At 73.1% G+C, this 16,747-nt stretch carries 8 protein-coding genes and 1 tRNA gene; 5 read left to right on the forward strand and 4 right to left on the reverse strand.

Features of this window, described 5'->3' with window-relative positions; translation table 11 throughout:
* Positions 1–59: 59 nt before the first annotated feature.
* The 3 genes from CLV43_RS31800 to CLV43_RS31810 all read right to left on the reverse strand — a co-directional run bounded on the left by CLV43_RS31800 (position 60) and on the right by CLV43_RS31810 (position 2,267).
* Positions 60–1,040 (reverse strand): zinc-binding alcohol dehydrogenase family protein, encoded by a 981-nt coding sequence (locus CLV43_RS31800; protein ID WP_106191968.1) that lies wholly within the window; start codon positions 1,038–1,040, stop codon positions 60–62.
* Positions 1,040–1,477 (reverse strand): MarR family winged helix-turn-helix transcriptional regulator, encoded by a 438-nt coding sequence (locus tag CLV43_RS31805; RefSeq protein ID WP_106191769.1) that lies wholly within the window; start codon positions 1,475–1,477, stop codon positions 1,040–1,042. Before CLV43_RS31805 ends, CLV43_RS31800 begins: the two co-directional genes overlap by 1 nt.
* Before the next feature lie 151 nt (positions 1,478–1,628).
* Positions 1,629–2,267, reverse strand: coding sequence for a GTP pyrophosphokinase (locus CLV43_RS31810; RefSeq protein WP_106191771.1), 639 nt, complete (start codon positions 2,265–2,267; stop codon positions 1,629–1,631).
* A 272-nt stretch (positions 2,268–2,539) separates the two neighbouring features.
* Between CLV43_RS31810 and CLV43_RS31815 the strand changes: the two genes are divergently transcribed.
* On the forward strand, positions 2,540–3,100 hold the full coding sequence (locus CLV43_RS31815) for a hypothetical protein (RefSeq protein ID WP_106191772.1): 561 nt from the start codon (positions 2,540–2,542) through the stop codon (positions 3,098–3,100).
* Positions 3,101–3,284: 184 nt separating this feature from the next.
* Here CLV43_RS31815 and CLV43_RS31820 read toward each other — a convergent pair.
* A tRNA-Ser gene (locus CLV43_RS31820) sits at positions 3,285–3,370 on the reverse strand.
* 1,000 nt (positions 3,371–4,370) lie between these two features.
* Here CLV43_RS31820 and CLV43_RS31830 point away from each other — a divergent pair.
* The 4 genes from CLV43_RS31830 to CLV43_RS50350 are packed head-to-tail and all read left to right on the forward strand — an operon-like array spanning position 4,371 to position 16,693.
* A complete protein-coding gene (locus tag CLV43_RS31830; protein ID WP_106191776.1) occupies positions 4,371–5,879 on the forward strand; it encodes an acyltransferase domain-containing protein in 1,509 nt (502 codons plus the stop codon).
* A gap of 13 nt (positions 5,880–5,892) precedes the next feature.
* Positions 5,893–11,511 (forward strand): SDR family oxidoreductase, encoded by a 5,619-nt coding sequence (locus CLV43_RS31835; protein ID WP_170156102.1) that lies wholly within the window; start codon positions 5,893–5,895, stop codon positions 11,509–11,511.
* Between the two features lie 20 nt (positions 11,512–11,531).
* On the forward strand, positions 11,532–12,875 hold the full coding sequence (locus tag CLV43_RS31840; protein WP_170156103.1) for a cytochrome P450: 1,344 nt from the start codon (positions 11,532–11,534) through the stop codon (positions 12,873–12,875).
* Complete coding sequence (locus CLV43_RS50350) at positions 12,872–16,693, forward strand: KR domain-containing protein (RefSeq protein WP_106191781.1); 3,822 nt, start codon at positions 12,872–12,874, stop codon at positions 16,691–16,693. The genes CLV43_RS31840 and CLV43_RS50350 overlap by 4 nt, the downstream gene beginning before the upstream one ends.
* Positions 16,694–16,747: the final 54 nt, after the last annotated feature.

A 16,747-nucleotide genomic window follows, 5' to 3' on the forward strand; every position in this document is an offset into this window, starting at 1 on the left:
GCGTGCGGTGCGGGGGCACCCTCGGCCCCCGCACCGCCCGCCCGCTCCGCTCAGGTCGCTCAGGTGGTGACGACGAGCTTCCCCTTGGTGTGCCCCGACTCCATGTCGGTGTGCGCCCGCACGATCTCGTCGAACCGGTACACCCGGTCGATCGGCACGACGACCTCGCCCGCCGCGACGGAGTCGAGGAAGCCCTGCAGCACCTCCGGCGGCAGGTCGGCCGCGTCGCCGCCGTACCCGCTGAGCCGGACGCCGCGCGGCAGGTAGCCGATGGGGTAGAAGTCCTTCACGATCCACTCGTTGGACAGCATGCCCGCCATGCACACGACGCCGTGCACGCGCGTCGCGGCGAGCGTGTCGGGCAGCGTCGGCGTGCCGACCAGCTCCAGCGCGGTGTGCACGCCCTCGGGCAGGATCGCCCGCACCTGCGCGGCCACGGCGCCGTCGTCGACGAGGACGTGGTCCACACCCAGGTCCTTCAGCGCCGCGGTCTTGCCCTCGGTGCGGGTGGTCGAGAACACGGTCATGCCGCGCTGCTTGGCCAGCACGGCCACGGCCATGCCGACCGACGACGTGCCGCCGCGGACGAGGATCGACTGGCCGGGCCGTGCGTCCAAGCCGATGGTCAAGGCGCCGTTGGCCGTCTGCAGCATCTCCGGCACCGCCCCCAGCACGCTCCAGTCCAGGTCGCTGGTGAACGCGATCACCTGGGTCGCGGGCACGCAGGTGTACTCGGCGTAGCCGCCGTCGAACGTGCGGCCCATCCCGCCCATCATCGCCACGACCTTCGTGCCCTCGGCGAACTCGCCGCCGGGGCACGCGGCCACCACGCCGGTGGCCTCGATCCCGAGCACGCGCGGGAAGGTGACGCCCTCGGCGAGCCCGATCCGGGTGTGCAGCTCGGAGCGGTTGAGCCCGAACGCCTTCACCCTGATGAGCACCCACCCCGGTCGCGGCACGGGGACGGGCAGCTCGCGGATCGTGAGCGACTCGACGGGACCGGGCGCGTCCAGGACGACCGCGCGCATCGTTTCCGGCATCACACAAGCCTTTCGTCGTCGCCCGCCGCGCGGAGCTTCGCGAGCGCGCCCGCGAAGTCCCGCAGCGCGCGGGCGGAGAGGACCGAACCGAGGCGGGTGTCCAGTTCGGACTCGAACACCCCGGTGGCGTCGGCGAGGAGCCGTTCGCCCGCCGGGGTCAGCACGATGACCGACGACCGCCGGTCCTCCGGGTTGGCCCGCCGCTCGCAGTGCCCGAGCGCCTCGATCCGGTCGACGGCCTTGCTGGTGCCGCCGACCGTGATCGAGAGCTCCCGCGCGATGTCGTGCACCCGGCACGGCGTGACCCGCCGCACCACCCGCATCACGTCGAAGTTGCCCAGTGGCAGGCCGACCTCGGCGCGCAGCCGGGCGTCGACGGCGTTCCACAGCTCGGTCTCGAAGCGGATCAGGTCGTTGAACAGGACCTTGAGGTCCATCGTGCCCCCGCGGTCGATGTCTCGGAAGTAGATTCCTTGGAATCATACTACCGGGAATCCACTTCGGGCCCACGGCGTGACCGCGTTCACCGCGTTCGGCTCACGGTGCCGCCGTATCGGTCGTGACGACCTGTCGTTCGGCGTGGGGCGGTCAGCCCTCCTTGTGCACCCGCTGGTGCAGCGACTCCATCCGGTCGTCGAGCTGCGCGGCGATGAGCGCCGTGCTGGTCAGCTCGTCGAGGAAGTCCGACGGCGCCTGGTCGTCGAACTTGTAGAACAGCTTGTGCTCCAGGGTCGCCCAGAAGTCCATGGCGATGGTCCGCACCTGGACCTCGACCTTGACGTGCTCGACCCGGTCGGAGAGGAACACCGGAATTCGCACGATCAGGTGAAGGCTGCGGTACCCGTTGGGCTTGGGCCGGGCGATGTAGTCCTTCGACCGGAGGATCTCCACGTCGTGCTGGCGGCGCAGCATGGCCTCGACGCGGTAGACGTCCGAGACGAACGGGCACACCACGCGGACGCCCGCGACGTCGTGCAGGTGCTCGGCGATCAGCGACGGCTCGGGTGGCAGCCCCTTGCGGGCGAGCTTCTCGACGATCGCCTCGGGGCGCTTGACCCGGTTGGTGATGTGCTCGATCGGGTCGTGCTGGTGGACGAAGTCGAACTCCTCGCTCAGGATGCGCAGCTTCGTCATGAGCTCGTCGATCGCGAACTTGTACACCAGCAGGTGCTGCGCGAGCTCCACCGGAACGGGCGTGACCACCCTCGCCCGTAGACCGTTGTCCATGGTTCGAGGATACCGGCGATCTTGGTCTAGACCATTACGTGACCTGCGGGTAACGCTCCCGAGAACATGTTGTGACTCGCAACAAACCCAGGCCTCCGCCGTGCCCGACCGGGCTCGCGCCGCTCGTCGCCGACCGCGCGGCGGCCCGTGGACCGACGACCGCCGGAAGTCGTGCGACCGGACGACTTCGGGGTCTCGACCGGCGTGTCGCGCGGCGGTACGGTCCCGCCTTCGGATCCGCCGACGAACGACGAAAAAGGGGGGAGTTCGCCATGCGTGAACTCAGCGCCGAGGAACTGGGCAGGCTGGTCGGGTCGAACCGAAGACTCAAGATCGCGATGGTGGTGACCGTGGGTCTCGTCGTCGCCGCCGTGGTGCTCCTGGTGGTCAACGACGTGGACTTCGTGATCCGCGGCGGCGCCGGGCTGGGGGCGCTCATCGGGCTGCTGCTGCTCATCCCCAACCGGAAGGTGGTCCGCGAGCTGGGCCTCACGCCCGCGGAGGCCCGCGCCGTGCTGCTGGCCGAGCGGGAGCGCCGCAGCGGCGTGGCCGCGCTGCCCCCGGCCGAACGCGCGCGGCGCGACGAGCTCAGGGGGAGGATCTGGCTCGTCGTGGGGGTCGTGCTGATGGTCCTGCTGCTCGTGTCGGCCTTCTACTTCTTCGGCAAGGCGGGGCAGACGGTCGAGGAGGACGCCCCGCTCGACCCGTGGTTCGGCGCGAGCTTCTTCGTCGGGTTCGCCTCGCTCGTCCTCGGCGCGGGGGCGCTGGCGGGCGCGAGCAACTACCGCAAGTCCGCGGCGGCCTGGCGGCTGCGGGCGGGTACCGAGGCCTGAAACCGGTTCCGGGAGGATGGCCGGCTCCACAGAGGACGGCCGCCACGCCGTCCGGCCACCCCGTGCTCGGGACGTCGACCGAGCGGGCGGCGCGGACGCCTGAGCGGGCACGTCCCGCGCACGACCCCTGTTCCGCTGTCGAACCCCGGCGCCGCGTGCGGGTACGCGCGGCGCCGGGGGCCGGTGGAGGGTGCGGGATTCGAACCCGCGTTCGGATGAACCGATTCCGCCTTAGCAAGGCGGTGCCTTGAGCCGCTCGGCCAACCCTCCGGAAAAGAGGTCGACGAATACGCGGAATGTCTTCCGCTGGTAGCACGTGAAAAGAGCCGCTCGATTCGCTCAGGGCGATCGGCGGCTCCGCTGGCTGGCGGTCAGGCCGTCAGCAGGCGGAACCTTCGCTGGTCAGGGCCGTGCTTACGCGCCGGCCGAGGTCTCGGCACTCGACCATCAACGGGCGACGGCCGAGGTATGAGTTTTCGATGAGGAGACCCGTACCCCATCCGTGCGTGTCCGTCATGTGGTCCTCCAGGAAGCTGTTGTCCATCACTATCCCGCGCAATTCGCGGAGGTGTCAATTGTTTTGCGCCGATTCGTCATCCCGTTCACCGCTCCCGCGGCGTGCAAGGGTCCGACGCGCCGGGCCGCCCGGTCGTTCCCCCGTCCGGGCACCCCTGGTGCCGTGCGGGGGATCCGGCGCGATCCCGGTCACAGCCGGGCCCGCGCGCCGGCGCGCAGGTCGTGGCACCTGGGGGAGCGGCGGGGCAGGTGGGCGGACGTCCGCCGAGGTGGTGGCGGACGGTCGGCACCGGTGATCACGGTGCGTCACCGGGTGCCGGATCCGGTGGCTCCGTCGCCCGTGCGGCGGTCACGAATGGTGATGTTCCCATTCGTCGCGATTGACCTGCGGTTGCGCCGTCCGGCGCCCTCGGAGGCGCGTCGGGCCTGCTCCGAAGGGTCCAGCGGCGTTGTTCCGCGGGGGTGATCCGTGTCCCAATCGGACTCCCCGTGCGTCCTCGATTTCGTAGAGTATAAATCTTCTTTTTCGTAACCTTGTTATAAGCCTAACCAGGCAATACCACCCCACCTGGAGGTACGCTCGCCACCTAGGGGTCCATTGATATATAGCATTTGCCTTAGGGGGAGACCAGGGGGCTTGAGATTGGAAGTGGCGCTGCTACCATTTCGGCGCCGGCCGTGGTTCGGCTTTCACCGCACATTAGGCAAAGAGCCCGGTAGTCCGGGTGGTGCTCGACCCGAAGGGCAGACGACGATGGCTGAAGGAAAAGTGGTCCTGCTCTTCCCTGGGCAGGGCGCTTTCGATGGTGAGCCGCTCCGCGCGGCGCACCGGGAACATCCCGAGGTCGCGCGCGTCTTCGCCTCGATCGACCGGGTCGCCGAGGAGATCTTCGACCGCCCGCTCTCACCCCTGCTGTTCGGTCCCCGCCCGGTCGACATCGCCGATCTGCTCCGCGACGACCCGTGGGTGTCCCAGCTCGCCATCTACGGCAGCGACCTCGCCGCGCACGAGGTGCTGACCGCGCAGGGCCTGCGCCCGGACGTCCTGGTGGGCCACAGCCTCGGCGAGATCGCCGCGCTGGTGGCCGCCGGTGCCTACTCGGTCGAGGACGGCGCCCGCGTCGTCGCCCACCGGGTGCTGGCCGTGGAGGCCCTCTCGCCCGACGGCTACCTGGCCGCGCTCGCCACGTCGCGCACGCGCGCGCAGCTGCTGGTCGAGCTGGTCGGCGACCCGCTGGTCGCGGTCGCCGCGGAGAACGACGACCGCCAGGTCGTGGTCAGCGGCGCCTCCGCGGGGATGGACACCGTCCAGGTCGTCGCCCGCCACCTCGGCATCGCCTCGGTGCGGCTGCACTCGCCGTTCCCGTTCCACTCGCCGGTGTTGAGACCGGCCGTCGCCGAGTTCGCCGACCGCGTCCGCGGCCTGCCCCGGCGACGCGCGGACGTGCGGGTCTACTCCCCGATCCTGCGCCGCTACTACGACGAGTCCGACGTGCTGCCCGACCTGCTCGCCGCGCACCTGGTGCAGCCGGTGGCGTTCGCCGACGCGCTGCGCCGCGTGCACGCCGACGGCGGCCGGGTCTTCGTCGAGTGCGGCGCGCTGACCGCGCTGACCAGGCTCGTGCGGTCCGTCGTCCCGCACGGCACCACGGTGCTGTCGACGTTCACCCCGGTCGACGGCGACGGCCTGGCGCTCACCGCGACGCTGGCCGCGCTGCGGGCGGGCGGGTGGCTCAAGGGCGAGTCCGTGCGCAGGCTCGGCGAGACGCTGGCGCCCGGTGTGGATCCCGAGGTGTTCGCCGCGTTCTGGGCGGACAACCGCGCCGAGGTCACCGCGCTGGTCGCCGCCCGCGTGGACGCGTTCGCGACCGGGACCGCGCCCGCGGCCCCGACCCCGCCGCCCATGCGGCTGGTCGCGCTGCCCGCCGAGCCGCCGGAGCCCCCGGTGGTGAAACTGGCCGCGGTGCCGACCTCGGCGGTCGACCGGGAGAACCTGCTGGTGGAGGTGCGGTCGGTTTACGCCGCCGCGCTGGAATACCCGGAAGAGGTGTTCACCGACGACGTCCTGCTCGAAGCGGAGCTGGGCGTGGACTCGGTGAAGCAAATCGAGTTGATGACCAGGGTCGCCACTCGGTACGGCATTTCCGAGCAGGCGCAAGGAGTCCGGCTCGCCGACTACGACACGATGGGCAAGGTGGTCGACTTCGTCCACGCCGCCATCGTGGAAGGACACCTCGATTACCCCGTCGCCGCCACCAAGTAGCAGGATGCGCACGATGCGTGATCTCACCGGGAAACTGGCCTTGGTGACGGGTGGCGCGCGCGGGGTCGGCAAGGCGATCGCCACCGAGCTCGCCGCCCGCGGCGCGCACGTGCTGGTCAACTACTTCCACTCGCACGACGCGGCCAAGGCGACGAAGGCCGAGATCGAGGCCACCGGTGCCCGCGTCGACCTGCTGCGCGCGTCGATCGCCCGTTCGGACCAGACCACTAGGCTGTTCGAGGAGATCGCGCAGCGCTACGGCCGCCTCGACGTCCTGGTGAACAACGCGGCCGACGGCGCGCTGGTCCCGGTGGACGAGGTGACCGACGACCTGCTGGACCGCGCGCTGGACACCAACCTCAAGGGAGCGCTGCGCTGCTCCCGGCTGGCCGCGCCGCTCATGGCGGGCCGCGGCGGCTCGATCGTCACGGTCTCCGCGCTCGGCGGGTCCCAGCTGGTGATGGCGAACTACCTAGCCTGCGCGCCGGCGAAGGCCGCGGCCGAGGCCGCCATGCGCTACCTCGCCGTCGAGTTCGCCCCGCTGGGGATCAGGGTCAACACCGCGTCGGCCGCGATGCTCGTCAGCGACGTCGCCGACCAGTTCCCCGACGCCGCGGCCATGCAGCGGGTCATCGAGCGGTCCACGCCCTTCGGCAGGCTCGGCACCCCGGCCGAGTTCGCCCGCGTGGTCGCGTTCCTCGCCTCCGACGACGCCGCGTGGGTCACCGGCCAGGTGATCCTCGCCGACGGCGGGCTCAGCCTCGGCGCCGCGACGCTGTCCCCGCCCAAGGCCGCACCGGCCGTCGAGGAGCCCGAGGTCGACGACGACACCATCGCCGTGGTCGGCATGGGTATGGTCGTGGCCGGTGCGAACGGTCCGGACGAGTTCTGGCGGCTGCGGCTCGACGGCGCGGAGCTGTTCGCGCCCGCGCCGCCGGACCGCTGGGAGCGGGCCAACTTCCACTCGGCCGACCACGCCGCCGAGGACAAGGGCTACCAGGACAACGGGGTCTTCATCACCGACTTCACGCCCACCGGCGCGGACGACGCCGACGGCGAGCTGACCACCCGGTGGCTGCGGCACTCGCTGGAGCAGGCGCTCGACGGCGTGACGTCCCGGCCGGAGGACCGCTTCTCCTTCCACGTGGGCTACACCGCCGACGGCAGCCAGCACCTGGAGGAGGCCGGGGTGCTCGCGGCCGCGACCTCCTTGTCCGCCGAGGTGCTCGACGGGCTGGCGCTGACCGACGCCGACCGCGCCGAGGTGCTCGACGGCGTGGCGAAGACCCTGGGGGACCGCTACCGGCGAGGCGCCCACGACCCGTCGCGGTTCCTGCCGCACCGGGTCGGCGCGCTGGCGATGGAGGGCCTGCTGCCGGAGGGCACCGAGGTGTCCATGGTGGACACCGCGTGCTCGTCCTCGTTGTACGCCATCGACATCGGCATCAAGGGCCTGCTGATGGGCCGGAGCGACGTCGCGGTCTGCGGCGGCGCGTTCGCCCTCGCCCCGCGCGGCACCGTGCTGTTCGCGAAGCTCCAGGGCCTGTCCGAGCGCGGCGACGTGCGGTCGCTCGACGCCGACGCCGACGGTGTCGTCTTCGCCGACGGCGCCGCGGTCGTGGTGCTGAAGAAGCTCGGCCGCGCCAAGGCCGACGGCGACCGGGTGCTGGCCGTCGTCGACGCCGTCGGCTCGTCGTCGGACGGCAAGGGCAAGGCCGTCTACGCGCCCAACGCCGACGGGCAGGACCTGGCCGTGCGCCGCGCGCTCGCGGGCCGCGTGACGGGCGGCGAGGACGTCGACTGGGTGCTCGCGCACGCCACCGGCACGCCCGCGGGCGACCTGGCCGAGTTCACCACGCTGCGCCGCCACTTCGGCACGACCCGGCCGACCGCGGTCACGTCCAACAAGTCGCTGATCGGCCACACCGGCTGGGCCGCCGGGGTCGTGTCGGTGATCGAGGCCGTGCTGGGGCTGGCCAACGACACCATCCCGCCGCAGCACCGGTTCACCGCGCCGCCGGAGGAGTTCCGGATGGCGGACACCGGGCTGGAGGTGCCGACCGGGCCGCGGCCGTGGCCGCGCGAGCGGGGCAGGCCGCGCACGGCCGCCGTGTCCGGCTTCGGGTTCGGCGGCACGAACGCGCACGTGCTGCTGCGCGACCACGTCCCCGGCGAGCCGCCGCGCACCGCCGACCGCACCGACCGGAAGGTCGTGGTGGTCGGCTGGTCCGGCCACGTCCCCGGACTGTCCACTCCGGACGAGGTGGCGCGCTGGCTGCACGGCGGCCCCGCCCCGGCGGACGGCTTCGGCGAGACCTACCCGGCGCCGCCGTTCGCCGAGGTCCGGCTGCCCGCCTCCACGGTCCGCACGGTCGACCGGTGCCAGCTCATGGCCCTGCACTGCGCGCGCGACCTGCGGGGGCAGCTCGGCGGCCTGTGGGACTCCGGCGCCGAACGCGCGGGCGTGGTCGTCGGCAACCTCGGCCCCACCAGGTCGGCGATGCTCTACGCCACCCGCTGCTACCTCGACGACATGGCGGTCGCGCTGGCCGACCACCCGGCCGTGGCCGCCGCGCCGGAGTTCACCGAAGCCCTGGCGGCGCGGGTGCGCGAGCTGGTGCCACCGTCCAACGAGGACTCGTTCCCCGGCATGATGCCGAACGTGGTCTCGGCCAGGATGGCGAACTACTTCGACCTCAACGGCCCCAACATCACCCTGGACTCCGGCCTGTCCTCGGCGCTGACCGCGTTCGACGTGGCGCACCGCTACCTCGTCGCCGGGGAGCTGGACTACGCGCTCGTCGGCGGCTTCAACGGCAACGCGCTGCCCGAGTACCGGGCGCTGCTGGGCGACCTGGTGCCCGCGGACGTCCCGCTGGCCGAGGGCGCCTTCCTGTTCGCCCTCACCACCGAGGAGAACGCCGCCGCGCACGGGCTCCCGGTGCTGGCGACCCTGGACGTGCCGGGTCCCGAGCACCGCCGCGCGGTCGACTGCGGCCCGTCCTCCCCGGAGCTGGCCCGCTACGCCGGGGCAGCGGGCGCCGTGGCGGTGGCGCGGGCGCTGACCGGCCCCGCCGGTCCGGTGAGCGTGGTCTGCGACGGCGTGCGGGTCGACCTGACCGTGGCCGCGAAGCCCGCCGCCGACCTGCCGCGCCGCTACGTCGAGCCGGAGACGCCCGCCGAGGTCAGCAGGTTCGTGCCCCGGCTGCGCGAGAGCGCCGCCCGCGCCGTCCGCCCGGAGCTGCCGTTCTTCCCGCCCGGCACGGTCGTGGTGACCGACCACCCCGAGCTGCTGGACCGGGTGACCGTGCCCGACGACACCGTCGTGCTGTCGACCCGGCCGCTGGACCGACCGCGCGCGGGCTGGCACGAGCTGACCGAACGCACGCCGCTCGCGGTCCGCACCGCGCTGGCGGGCTCCACCGCGCGGCACCTGCGCCTGGTCGCCGACCTCGGCGCCGTGCCCACCCGCGCCGCCGTGCACGCGGGCGACGACCGGCTGACGGTGCTGCACGAGGCCGCGTTCCTGGTGGTGCAGGAGCGGTACTCCCTGCTGGCCGAGGGCGGCTCGTTCATCTCGCTGCTGCTCGGCGCCCGCCCCGACGGCCGCGACCACCCGTGCCACGGGCTGTTCTCCGCGCTGGTCAAGTGCAGCTACCACGAGCTGCCGGACTGCCTGGTGTTCGGGCTCTTCACCGCGGACGACGACTTCGCCACCGCCGTGCGCCGCACCGAACGGGAGAGCGCGTCCGAACGGCTCTACCCGGTGGTCGTGCTCGACCCGGACGGCGCGGGCGGCACGGTCCGCAAGACGCTGGAGCTGGTGCCCGAGGCGGTCGAGCTGGCCGACCCGACGACGGCCATGCTGTCGGAGGACTCCGTCGTGCTGGCGACCGGCGGCGCGCGCGGCATCACCGCCGAGGTGGTCAAGGAGCTGGCGCGCGCGTTCCGGCCGACGCTGTACCTGTTGGGCAGCAACCCGTTGGACCGCTACGGCCCCGAGGTGTTCGAGGGCACCGACGAGGAGTTCGCGGCCGGACGGCGGCACTTCATCCGCTCCGAGCTGGCCGCCCGCCGCGGCGCGCTCGTCGCCGGGCTCAACCGCGAGTTCGACCGGATGGTCGACGCCCGCGCCGCGCACCGCAACATCGCCGAGATGGTCGAGCACTGCGGCGCGGGCCGGGTCACCTACCTCACCTGCGACGTCACCGACCGCGCCGCGGTGGCCGCGGCGGTCGAGCGGGTGCTCGCCGCGCACGACCGGATCGACCTCGTCGTCAACGCCGCGGGCCGCAACAGGTCCGCGCTGATCCCGGACAAGGACTTCGCCGAGTTCCGCGCCATCCGCGACCTCAAGGTCGACGGCTACCGCAACCTCAAGAGCGCGCTGCGCGACCGGCCGCCCGCGATGTGGTGCAACTTCGGCTCCCTGCTCGGCCACTTCGGGCTGGCGGGCGAGCTGGACTACGGCTCCGGCAACGACTTCCTGGCCTCCGCGGCCGACCACGCCGCCACCCTGTCGGGCACCGACGAGTTCACCGTCGGCTGGACGCTGTGGGACGGCGTCGGCATCGGCGCGGACGTGCTGGCCCGCTCGTACTTCAAGCGCGGCGGCCTCTACACGCACATGGCCATCACCGAGGGCGTCCAGCACTTCGTGCGCGAGCTGCACGCCCGCAACCGGCACCCGTTCGTCCTGCACATGGGCGACGCGGAGCTGGAGCTGGGCCGCAGGCTCTACCCCGGCTACCTGGAGTCCGGCGACACCGCGCCGCCCTCGGTCCACACCGCCGAGTTCGACCCCGGCGCGCTCCCGGACGTCGGGCACCACCTGGTGCGCGGCACGCCGACCGTGCCCGCGAGCTGGGTCACCGAGCTGGCCGCGGTCGCCGCCGCCCGGCTCGTGCCGGACCTGGAGGTGGTCGGCTTCGCCGACCTGAGGTTCGAGCACTTCGTGCAGGCCACCCCGGCGGGGCCGAAGCGGATCACCGCGCGGCTGCTGGAGCGGGGCGACGAGGTGACCTCGGTGCAGGTGCGGATCACCGTGGACGTCGTGTCGCCCGGCGGTGTCCGGCTCGTCGAGGACCGGCTGCTGAGCAGCGTCGTGGTGCGGTTCGCCCGCGAGTTCCCGCGCGCCCCGCACTGGGAGGCGTGGTCGGACGACGACGAGGTCGCGCTGCCCGACCCCTACCACCACGACTCCTCACCGGTCCGGCTGACGGGCCCGTTCGTCGCCACCGCCGACACCCGCTGGAACCCGCAGGGCAAACGCGCCCGGTTCGCGCCCGCGCTGCCGGGCCCGTCGTCGTTCACGGTGCCCGCCGTGCTGCTGGACGCCATGGTGCGCACCGAGGTGCTCGCGCTGGTCGACGGGCGGCTGCCGGTCGCCGTCCCGGTGTCGATCCGGCGCATCGACCTGTACCAGCGCGCCAACGACCACGACCTGGTCCGGCTGCACGGGGACCTGGAGATCCACGCCACCCCGGCCGAGTCGACGATCGGCCGCGCCGCGCCCGGCAACAGGTTCGTCGCCACCACGGCCGACGGCCGTGTCGTCGCCCAGATCCACGACGTCGAGGCGACCGCCCTCGGGTACGTCGACCCCCGCACCGCCGCGACCACGCGAGCGTGACCGTCCACGAGGAGAACCCGGTGGCAGAACAGGTGATCGCGCCCGGCCCCAGCGGCAGCCAGCTGCGGCGGTTCGACCGCGACGCGATCGGGTTCGTGACGGGCCTGGAGCAGGAGTACGGCGGGGTCGTGCGGATCTCGCTCGGACCGTTCGTGGTGCACCTGGTCAGCGACCCGGCCGCGGTCAAGCACATCCTCCAGGACAACGCGAAGAACTACGTGCGCGGCAAGTTCTACGGCAACTTCGACCTGTTCTTCGGGCGCGGCATGCTCACCACCGACGGCGCGGAGTGGCGCGAGCGCAGGCAGGTCAGCCAGCCGTTCTTCCACAAGCCCCGGCTGGTGGAGAAGTCGCCCGCCATCACCGAGTGCGCCTCCGACCTGGTCGACCAGTGGGAGGCCGCCGCCGACCGCGGCGACCCGGTCGACGTGACCGACGGCGTGATGACGCTGGCGATGGGCGTGTTCGGGAAGATGTTCCTCGGCGTCGACCTGCGGCCGCACTCCGCCGAGCTGCAGCCCGCCACGCTGTTCGCCATGCAGGCGGTGCTGCGCAGCGGGTCGGTGTCGCAGCTGCTGCCGCGCTGGGTGCCGACGAGGTACCGGCGCACGTCCACCGCGCACCGCGCGACCCTCGACCGGGTGCTGGACGACGTCGTCGAGCGGCACGTGCGCGGCGAGGTGCAGGAGCACACCGTGGTGTCGGCGCTGCTGGCGGCCCGCGACGAGCACGGCGCGCCGTGGCCGCGCGAGGCCGTGCTGGCGGAGCTGAAGACGCTGTTCCTGGCCGGGCACGAGACCACCGGGTGCAGCATCGTGTGGACGCTGCACGCGATCTCCCAGCACCCGGAGGTGCGCCGCGGGCTGGAGGCCGAGCTGGCGACCGTCCTGGGTGGACGGACGCCGACCGTCGAGGACCTACCCGCCCTCGATCACCTGCGACACGTGGTGGCGGAGTCGTTGCGCCTGTACCCCGCGGTGTGGTCGTATCCACGCGACGTCGTGGCCGACGACACGATCGGCGGCTACCACGTCCCCGCGGGCAGCTCGGTGCTGCTGTCGTCCTACGCGACGCAGCACAGCCGGAGCCTGTGGGAGAACCCGGAGGCGTTCGACCCGCGGCGGTTCTGCCCGGCCCACCAGGACGGGGACCGGCCGAAGTACGCGTACTACCCGTTCGGAGGCGGAGCCCGCAAGTGCATCGGTTTCGAGGCGGCGTTGATGGAGGTCCAGCTCGTCGTCGCCACGGTCGTCCAGCGGGTGCGGATGGATTTGACGCCCGGCAGGCCGACCGGCATCTGGCCGAAGGCGTCGCTGCGCCCCGTGCCGAACGTCCTGATGACCGCGACGCGCGTGTCGTCATGAGCACCCGGCGGTTCGTCTGGCACCCGCGGCGCACGCCGATGCCGGACGCGCGGCCGTCGGAGCTGTTGGCGGGCAAGCGGATCCTGCTCATCGGCGGGACGGACGAGTCGGTGGAGGCGGTCGGGGCGGCGCTGCGCGAGCACGGCGCGGTGCTCGTCGAGCCGGGCCACCTGCGCGACGCCGACGACCGGCCGGACGGGGTCGTCGACCTCACCTCCGACGGCGGGATCGACGACGACTGGCGACCCGCGCTGCTGCGCACGATCGGCGCGCTGCGCGGGTGCTACGACGCCTGGGCGGAGGAGACCGACGCGGCCAGGACCTGCTACGTCGCCGTGACCTACCTCGGCGGGCGGATGGGGTACCGGGACGCGGGCGACCGGCCGTGGGGTGGGCTGTGGGCGGGGCTGGCCAAGACGCTGCACCAGGAGCTGCCCAACCTGAACACCAAGGTCGTCGACATCGACCCGGCCGACGTCGACGCGCTGCCCGGTGTCCTGCTGCGCGAGCTGTACCGGTGGGGGGCCTACGAGGTGGGCTACTCCGACGGCGTGCGGTACACCCTCGCCCCGCGCCGCGAGGACGGCGTCGAGCCGACGATCCGGCTCGACGAGTCGGACGTGGTGCTGGTGTCCGGTGGCGGGCGCGGCATCGGGTTCGCGGCCGCGACGAGCCTGGCCGCCGCGCACGGGTGCCGCGTGGTCGTCACCGGGCGCCACCCGCTGCCCGGCCGGGACGAGCCGTGGAGCGCGCTGGACGACGAGGAGTTCAAGGCGCACCAACGGGACCTGTGGATCCGGGCCAGCGCGGACGGGTCGCTGGCGGCCGTCCGCGCCGAGACCACGAGGATGGCGCAGCGCAGGCTGCTCGCGGCGAACCTGGCCTCGGCGCGCGCCGAGGGGCTGCGGCTGGACTACGAGGTGTGCGACTTCACCGACCGCGCCCAGGTGGACGACCTGCTCGCCCGGCTCGGTCCCGCGCTGTCCGGTGTCGTGCACAACGCGGGCGTGGACACCGCCACCAGGCTGCCCCGGCTGTCGGACGACGACATCGTGCGCACGATCGCCACCAAGGTCGACGGTTTCGTCCACCTGTTCGCCGCGCTGCGCGACCGGCCGCTGAAGTTCTTCTCCAACACCGGGTCCATGAGCGGGCGGCTGGGCGGCATGGTCGGCCAGATCGCCTACGCCGCCGCCAACGACGGCCTCACCAGGCTCGGCCTGTGGGCCGACGCGCGGGCCGGGTTCCCGGTCTCCACGCTGTGCTGGCCCACGTGGGAGCGGATGGGGCTGATCACCAACTACGACGCCGCCGTCCGGTACATGACCGCCATCGGCGCCGAGGAGGGCGTGCGGCGCTGGGTCGACGAGCTGCTGGCCCCCGCCCACGGCGAGGTCACGTTCCTCGGCGCGCTCGGCAGCGCGCTGAACCCGGTGCAGGTGCGGGGTTTCCCGCTGCACCGCGAGGTCCCCGAGTTCGCCGCCGTGTACCCGCGGATCTTCCACCTCGGCACCCCGGTCAGCTACCGGCCCGGCGCCGAGCTGGTGGCAGACGTCCGGTTCGACGGCACCAGCGCCCCGGTGCTGACCGACTTCGCCGTCTCCGGCGAGCCCGCGGTCCCGGTCGGCGCGCTGCTGGAGAACGCGCTCGCCTCGGCGGTGTGGGTGCACCCGGCCGGTGACGAGCCGAGGGTGTCGTGGATCGGCGACGTGTCGGTGTGCCTGGACGGCATGCGGCTGGACGGGGGAGCGGTCGAGCTGCGCCGCACGACGGCGCTGTCCACTGTGGACGGCCGTCCGGTGGTCGACGTGCTGTTCGAACGCCTCGGCCTCGGCCCGGTGGCCCGGCTGCGGCTGGGCTACGAGCCCGACGACGACTCGGCCGCGCCGGTCGCCGTGCGCGCGGCCCGCGACTCGGCGGCCTCGGCCCCGGTCCGCTGGCTCGGCGCCGTCATCCCGGTCGCGACCTGGCACGAGGGCGGTCCGGAGAACCGCACCGCGCTGGTCCGCGAGCCCTGCCCGGCCGACCTGTGGACCGTGCCGCTGACCCCGCCGCTCGCGCTCCCGCTGGCGGCGGTGGAGAACATCGTCCGCTCGGTGCTGCGCGTCCGACCGGGCCCGTTGCTGCGGTTGACCCGCCTGATCCCGCACGGCCCGCCATCGGCCACCAGCCGCATAGACGGAGACCCCGTCCGCGGCCGCTGGCACGTGGTCGACCCGACCGACGACCGACCGGTGCTCACCGCGTCGACCCCCACTTCCCCCACCCACCCGGAGGACCAGATGGCGAGCACCGTGGATCCCGAAGCCGTGCACCGCGAAGTAGCCGACATCCTCGTGCGCGTCCTCGGCGACTACGGCGTCACCGCCGACTCGGTCACCAGGGACACCGACCTGCACACCGACCTCCAGTTCGAGAGCATCGGCACCGACCTCCCGGTGCTGCTGGGCCACCTCGGCGCCCACTACGGCGGTCGGGTCGACCTCTTCGCGTACCTGCGGGGCCTGGAGATGACCGAGCTGGTCGACCTGAAGGTCGGGTCCCTTGTGGACGCGGTCGTCGACCAGCTCCGCTCGGCCCCGGCGGACGTGCCGCCGACGGCCCCGCCCGCGTACCCGCCGACCACGCACCCCGCCCCGCCCTCCGGCGGCGACGGCACGGCCAAGCGCTTCCTCTTCGTGGTCCCGCCGATGACCGGGCACGTCAACCCGACCATCGGGGTCGCCGCGAAGCTCGTGGAACAGGGCCACCAGGTCGCCTGGGCCGGGTACGCCCCGCTGCTGCGCCCGATCCTGGGCCCCGACGCCGTGGTGTACGACTGCGCGGTTCCGCCCGCCGCCGCCCGGTGGAGCGAACGCGGCCCCGAGGTGCGGAGCATGCGCTCCATCAAGGTCATGTGGGAGGAGCTGCTCGAACCGCTGGCCCACGCCATGGTCCCCGGCGTGCGCAAGGCGGTAAGCGATTTCACCCCGGACGTCGTGGTCGCCGACCAGCAGGCCCTCGCGGGCGCGCTGGTCGCGGGCGCGGCGGGCCTGCGGTGGGCCACCTCCGCCACCACGCCCGCCGAGCTGATCGACATGGAGGCCGGGCTCCCGAAGGTCATGGACTGGCTGGCGGGCCTGTTCGAGGGGCTGCGCAAGGAGTACGGCGGCCCGTCCACCGACCTGCGCTACTCACCGGACCTCGTCCTCGCCTACACGACGGAGGACATGGTCGGTCCCGTCCCGCGGCCGGAGCCGATCGCCTACGTCGGCCCGTCCATCCACCCGCGACCGGCCGAGGTGGACTTCCCGTGGGACCGGCTGGACCCGCACCGCTCGCTGGTGCTGGTCAGCCTGGGCACCATCAGCGTCGGGGCGGGCACCCGGTTCCTGGCCGAGGCGGTCGCCGCCGTGCGGGAGAGGTCGGCACGACTGCAGGCCGTGGTCGTCGACCCCACCGGCACCACCGCGGGTGACGACGACGTGATCGTGCTGCCCGCGGTCCCGCAGCTGGAGCTGCTCGGCTCGGCGGACGTGGTGGTCTGCCACGCGGGCCACAACACCGTGTGCGAGGCGCTGGACCACGGGCTGCCGCTGGTGGTCGCGCCGATCCGCGACGACCAGCCCATCGTCGCCGCCCAGGTCGAGGCCGTGGGCGCGGGCATCCAGCTCCGCTTCGGACTGGCCGGGGCCCGGCACATCGGCCGGGCGCTGGACGCGCTGCTCGACGACCCGTCCTACCGGCGGGAGGCGGCCAGGATCAGGGCCGCCTTCCACGCCGCGGGCGGTGCCGACACGGCCGCCGCCCACCTGGAGAGCTACGCGGTCCGCGGCTGACCCCGGACGCGCGAGTGCCCATCCCGCGTGCGGGACGGGCACTCGACGCCGTCG

The organism is Umezawaea tangerina (assembly GCF_003002815.1).
Classification (GTDB): Bacteria; Actinomycetota; Actinomycetes; order Mycobacteriales; family Pseudonocardiaceae; genus Umezawaea; species Umezawaea tangerina.

Coding starts and splice junctions, on each gene's coding strand:
- CLV43_RS31835 (WP_170156102.1), top strand. CDS start 5,893: ATGCGTGATCTCACCGGGAAACTGGCCTTGGTGACGGGTGGCGCGCGC.
- CLV43_RS31800 (WP_106191968.1), bottom strand. CDS start 1,040: ATGCCGGAAACGATGCGCGCGGTCGTCCTGGACGCGCCCGGTCCCGTC.
- CLV43_RS31805 (WP_106191769.1), bottom strand. CDS start 1,477: ATGGACCTCAAGGTCCTGTTCAACGACCTGATCCGCTTCGAGACCGAG.
- CLV43_RS50350 (WP_106191781.1), top strand. CDS start 12,872: ATGAGCACCCGGCGGTTCGTCTGGCACCCGCGGCGCACGCCGATGCCG.
- CLV43_RS31830 (WP_106191776.1), top strand. CDS start 4,371: ATGGCTGAAGGAAAAGTGGTCCTGCTCTTCCCTGGGCAGGGCGCTTTC.
- CLV43_RS31810 (WP_106191771.1), bottom strand. CDS start 2,267: ATGGACAACGGTCTACGGGCGAGGGTGGTCACGCCCGTTCCGGTGGAG.
- CLV43_RS31815 (WP_106191772.1), top strand. CDS start 2,540: ATGCGTGAACTCAGCGCCGAGGAACTGGGCAGGCTGGTCGGGTCGAAC.